Source organism: Aquabacterium sp. UBA2148, from assembly GCF_002328915.1.
Taxonomy (GTDB): domain Bacteria; phylum Pseudomonadota; class Gammaproteobacteria; order Burkholderiales; family Burkholderiaceae_C; genus Aquabacterium; species Aquabacterium parvum.
The window spans coordinates 926-5502 of sequence record NZ_DCXA01000330.1 but is presented as its reverse complement, the minus strand read 5'-3'; the positions used below and the strand labels follow the sequence as shown (position 1 = coordinate 5502).

General features: G+C 64.3%; 5 protein-coding genes. 2 read left to right on the top strand and 3 right to left on the bottom strand.

Annotated elements, in window-relative coordinates:
* The first annotated feature begins 133 nt into the window (after nucleotides 1-133).
* Nucleotides 134-481, top strand: coding sequence for an AzlD domain-containing protein (locus tag B2W70_RS18405; protein ID WP_286748042.1), 348 nt, complete (start codon nucleotides 134-136; stop codon nucleotides 479-481).
* A gap of 89 nt (nucleotides 482-570) precedes the next feature.
* The gene (locus B2W70_RS18400; protein ID WP_286748044.1) at nucleotides 571-1764 is read left to right on the top strand and encodes a phosphoglycerate kinase; all 1194 of its coding nucleotides are present in this window, start codon (nucleotides 571-573) and stop codon (nucleotides 1762-1764) included.
* Between the two features lie 199 nt (nucleotides 1765-1963).
* Here the strand turns inward: B2W70_RS18400 and B2W70_RS18395 are convergent, their stop codons facing one another.
* The 3 genes from B2W70_RS18395 to B2W70_RS18385 all read right to left on the bottom strand — a co-directional run.
* Nucleotides 1964-2833 (bottom strand): metal-dependent hydrolase, encoded by an 870-nt coding sequence (locus B2W70_RS18395; RefSeq protein WP_286748039.1) that lies wholly within the window; start codon nucleotides 2831-2833, stop codon nucleotides 1964-1966.
* Between the two features lie 31 nt (nucleotides 2834-2864).
* Nucleotides 2865-3752: a metal-dependent hydrolase gene (locus B2W70_RS18390; RefSeq protein WP_286748037.1), complete on the bottom strand. Its 888-nt coding sequence runs from the start codon at nucleotides 3750-3752 to the stop codon at nucleotides 2865-2867.
* A gap of 228 nt (nucleotides 3753-3980) precedes the next feature.
* A partial coding sequence (locus B2W70_RS18385; RefSeq protein ID WP_286748035.1) for a helix-turn-helix transcriptional regulator occupies nucleotides 3981-4577 on the bottom strand: 597 nt, incomplete at its 5' end.

Below are 4577 nucleotides of genomic sequence, written 5' to 3'. Positions count from 1 at the left end.
GAGCGCTGGGTGCCCAGGGCTCAGCCGGGAGTCCGCAATTGACAGGGAGTCGGGAGGCACCAGGGCACTCACCTTTGAGCGAGGTGCCTGCTGCACAGTTGGCGCCGATGTCTCTGCATCGGGGGAGGTGGCGATGGATGTGATGTGGTGGGGGGCGCCGCTGTGGATGGCGCTGGCGGTGCTGGGTTTGATGGGGCTGTCTGCGGTGACGCGGGCCTTTTTTTTCCTGACGCGTGAGCCGATTCGTTTGCCGACTTGGGCCTTGCAGGGGCTGAAGTACGCGCCGTTGGCGGCCTTGACAGCGATCATCGCGCCTGAAATTGTGCTGCCCTTGTCTGGCAGCGAGACGGGGTGGCTCGACCCTAAGTGGGCTGCAGCGCCAGCGGCGGCGGCCTGGGCCTGGTGGCGCAAGGACATGCTCAGCACCATTTTGGTCGGCATGGCGGTGTACTTGGCGCTCAAGCTGGGGGTGGGTTGGTGAAAGGGGCGGGGATCCTGCAGGCTGGGGTTTTCTATAATCCCGAGGTTTTGTCCCCAGCATTCACCGACACCGCGCACGCGGCCGACACTATGAACATCATCCGATTCGAAGACCTCGTCGCTCAGGGCCAAGCCTCGGGCAAGCGCGTGTTCATCCGCGCCGACTTGAACGTGCCGCTGGACGACGCCGGCAACATCACCGAAGACACCCGCGTGCGCGCTTCGGTGCCGGCCATCGAGCTGGCGCTCAAGGCCAACGCTGCCGTGATGGTGACCTCTCACCTGGGGCGCCCGACCGAAGGCGAGTTCAAGCCCGAGGATTCGCTGGCTCCGGTGGCCAAGCGCCTGGGCGAGTTGCTGGGCCGCGAAGTGAAGTTGGTGAGCAACTGGGTGGATGGCGTGGACGTGGCCCCGGGTCAGGTCGTGCTGCTGGAGAACTGCCGCCTCAACAAGGGCGAGAAGAAGAACAACGAAGAGCTGTCCAAAAAGCTGGCAGCGCTGTGCGACATCTTCGTGCACGACGCCTTCGGCACCGCTCACCGCGCAGAGGCGACCACCTACGGCATCGCCCAGTTTGCCAAGGTGGCTTCGGCTGGCCCGCTGCTGGCCGCCGAGATCGACGCCATCAACAAGGCGTTGGCCGCGCCCAAGCGTCCGTTGATCGCCATCGTGGCCGGCTCGAAGGTGTCGACCAAGCTGACCATCCTGGAGTCGCTGTCGAAGAACGTGGACGGCCTGATCGTGGGCGGTGGCATTGCCAACACCTTCATGCTGGCCGCTGGCCTGAAGATCGGCAAGTCGTTGGCCGAGCCGGACCTGATCGGTGCGGCCAAGGCCGTGATCGAGTCGATGAAGGCGCGTGGCGCCGAGGTGCCCATCCCCGAAGACGTGGTGGTGGCCAAGACCTTTGCGGCCGATGCGCCGGCCACCGTCAAAGCCGCCACGGATGTGGCCGACGATGACATGATCCTGGACATCGGGCCGAAGACGGCCGCCAAGCTGGCCGCGCAGCTCAAGGCCGCCGGCACGGTGGTGTGGAACGGCCCGGTGGGCGTGTTCGAGTTCGCGGCCTTCGAGCATGGCACCAAGGCCATCGCGCAGGCGATCGCCGAGTCGAGCGCCTTCAGCATCGCCGGTGGTGGCGACACGCTGGCGGCCATCGCCAAGTACGGCATCGAAAAGGACGTGGGCTACATCTCGACCGGTGGTGGTGCCTTCCTGGAAGTGCTGGAAGGCAAGACGTTGCCGGCGTTCGAGATCTTGACCCAGCGCGCAGCGGGTTGACGCCGGTGGTTCAGGCGCGCGCCTTCGGTCGCAGGTGTCTGCGAGTCACCCGCCTCCTTGCGCAACCCGTTGAGGTAAGCGGGGCGCCGCAAGGCCCTGACCGCTGACACTCAAGGCAAAAGGCCTCCCGAGCATGGGAGGCCTTTTGGTTTTCAGCGCCTGACCGACGACGCGTGACCGACGCCTGCAGGGCGCGGATTCAGGCGCCCGCTGCGTGCAGGACCTCGCCCGCCTGGATCGGGTCGCCCGTGCGGTTGAAGGTGTCGAGCCAGAGGTGGTAGGTGCGCATCTGGCCGGCGTGCCAGGGATGAAAGCCGGGCTTGTAGTACTGCAGGTAGTGGCCCAGGATCGGCATGTACAGGCCACCCGGCTTGAAGATCCACCACATGCCCTGGGCCATGAGCTTGAAGCGCTGCCAGCCTTTGAAGCCGTCGACCTTGAGCATGTAGCGCGTGGTCAACAGCGAGTGGATGTTGAAGCCGAGGGTGACCACGGCCATGGCCCAGACGCGGCGCAGGTAGCCCACCTTGGCGACCTTTTGCATGACGTCGAAGGCCACGGCCTTGTGCTCGATCTCTTCCATGGCGTGCCAGGCGTACATGGCGCGCATGCGCGGGTCTGCCTGGGCCAGCACTTCTTTCTTCTCGAAGAAGCTGTGGGCCATGATGGCGGTCATGTGCTCGGCGGCGGCGGTTTCGGCCAGCGTCTGCTTTTTGGGCAGGTATTTGCGCAGCACGTTGAACAGCATGTTGTGCGTGAAGCGCTCGAGCGCGTCGACGTCGATGCCCTGGGCCTTGAGGCGGTTGTTGTACAGGCTGTGCACGATGCCGTGCTGGCCTTCCTGGCGCATGAAGTCCTTGATTTCGGCCAGCAGTTTGGGGTCGCTGACCTGGTCGCGGTAATCGCGCACGCAGGAGATGAAGTAGCGCTCACCTTCAGGGAAGATGGTGGACATCGCGTCGAAGAAACGGGTCTTGAACGCGTCGCCGCCGAACCAGTACTTCGGGATGTCGCCTTCGAGGTCGAAGTCGAGCTTTTCGCGCGGGACGATGGGGTGGTCTTGGCTCATGGCAGGGCTCCTGTCAGGCTCCGGGCGATGTTCAGCCGTGTTGCTGGCTCAAGGCCAGGCGGTTGCCGGCTTCGATGGGGTTGCCGGTTTCCTTGAGCAGCTTGAGCCAAGGCTCGTAGCTGGGCACCACGGGCTCTTGCCAGGGGTGGAAGCTGGGCTTGAGGTAGCTGAAGTACTTGCCCATCATGGGCATGAAGATGCCGCCGGGCTTGTAGAGCCACCACAGGCCCTTGGCCCAGATCTTGGTGCGCTCCCAGCGGCTGAAGCCATCGACCTGGAACATGTGCTTCATGATCCGGAAGACGTGGTAGGGGAACAGGGCCGTGACCAGCAGCATGGAGCTGATGCGGGTCCAGTAGCTGGCCTTGGCGTGGTCAACCAGCACGTCATAGGCGACGCCCTTGTGCTCCATCTCTTCCATGGCGTGCCAGACGTAGAGGGCGCGGATGCGCTCGTCGGCGTTGGCGAAGATGGCGGGTCGCTCGACGAAGCAGTCGGCCATGATGGCGGTGATGTGCTCGGAGGCCGTGGTGATGCCCAGGGTGAACTCGCGAGAAAAGACCTTGCGGATGATGCCGAAGAGGCGGTGCTCCTGGCCTTTGAGGATGGCGTCGACGTCAACCCCCTGGGCTTTGAGGCGGTTGTTGTACTGCGTGTGCAGCATGCTGTGCTGGGCTTCCTGGCGGGTGAAGTCCTTGATTTCCTGCAGCAGCTTGGGGTCGTCGATGCGGTCCTTGAAGTCGCGCACGCAGGTGATGAAGAACTTCTCGCCCACCGGGAACAGCGTGGACAGGGCGTCGAAGAAACGCGTTTTGAACGGGTCGTTGTCCAGCCAGTACTTGGGGATGTTGCCGTCCAAGTCGAAGTCCAGCTTTTCGCGCGGGACGATCGGGGGTGGGGTCTGTTGTTCGTGTTGCATGGTTTGTCTCCTCGGACGCGTTGCGCCTGACTACATGAAGCAATCGGTCTGATGAGTCCGAACTGTAGGCAGCGCACCCCGGGAAGACCATGCAAGGCAGCGACAGAAAGCGAAATTTCGCGACATCGTCCCACTAGGGAAAACGCGTGGTATCGGGTTTGCCGCGGTTTCAGCTTGACCGGCTGGGGCGCACGGTCCCCGCGTGTGGGTGGGCTGGTGCGGCTTCGATCAGCGCAGGGCTTTGCGGAATTGGCTGGGGGTCTGACCAGACCACCGCGTGAAGGCAAGCGTGAAGCTGCGCCGGTCCGTGAAACCCAGCCGCTCGCTGATGTCTTCGATGCTGAGCTCGGGCTGGCGCAGCCAGGCTTGTGCCAGGCGATGTCGCACGCGGGACTGGATGGCCGAGTGGCTGTCGCCGATGTCCTTGAGCCGGCGTTGCAGGGTGCGGGGGTGCAGGCCCAGTTCCTGGGCCAGGGCCTCGACACCCAGTCCGAGCAGGCGTGGTTTGTCGGCGAACGCCTGCTCGATCTGTTGGGCCAGTTGCTGACCGGGCGCGGTGCCGCCCTCGTTGGCTTCGGGCTGGACGCGTTGTGCCACCTGTTGCACCACCCGCTGACCGGCCTGTTCGTGCAGGCTGGGGAAAGCACCACGCAGGGGCTGGTCCAGCAGGCTGCGTTCGAACCACAGGGCATCGATGTCGGCGCCCCAGGTGATCGGCACCTGGAAGTGGGCGTTGACCTTGTCGGCGTCCTGGTGGGGGAGGTGTCGCAACGAGATGCGCCCGATCAGCGGCTGGCCGCCAAGCAGCATCTTGCAGAACTTGAC

Coding starts and splice junctions, on each gene's coding strand:
- B2W70_RS18395 (WP_286748039.1), bottom strand. CDS start 2,833: ATGAGCCAAGACCACCCCATCGTCCCGCGCGAAAAGCTCGACTTCGAC.
- B2W70_RS18405 (WP_286748042.1), top strand. CDS start 134: ATGGATGTGATGTGGTGGGGGGCGCCGCTGTGGATGGCGCTGGCGGTG.
- B2W70_RS18390 (WP_286748037.1), bottom strand. CDS start 3,752: ATGCAACACGAACAACAGACCCCACCCCCGATCGTCCCGCGCGAAAAG.
- B2W70_RS18400 (WP_286748044.1), top strand. CDS start 571: ATGAACATCATCCGATTCGAAGACCTCGTCGCTCAGGGCCAAGCCTCG.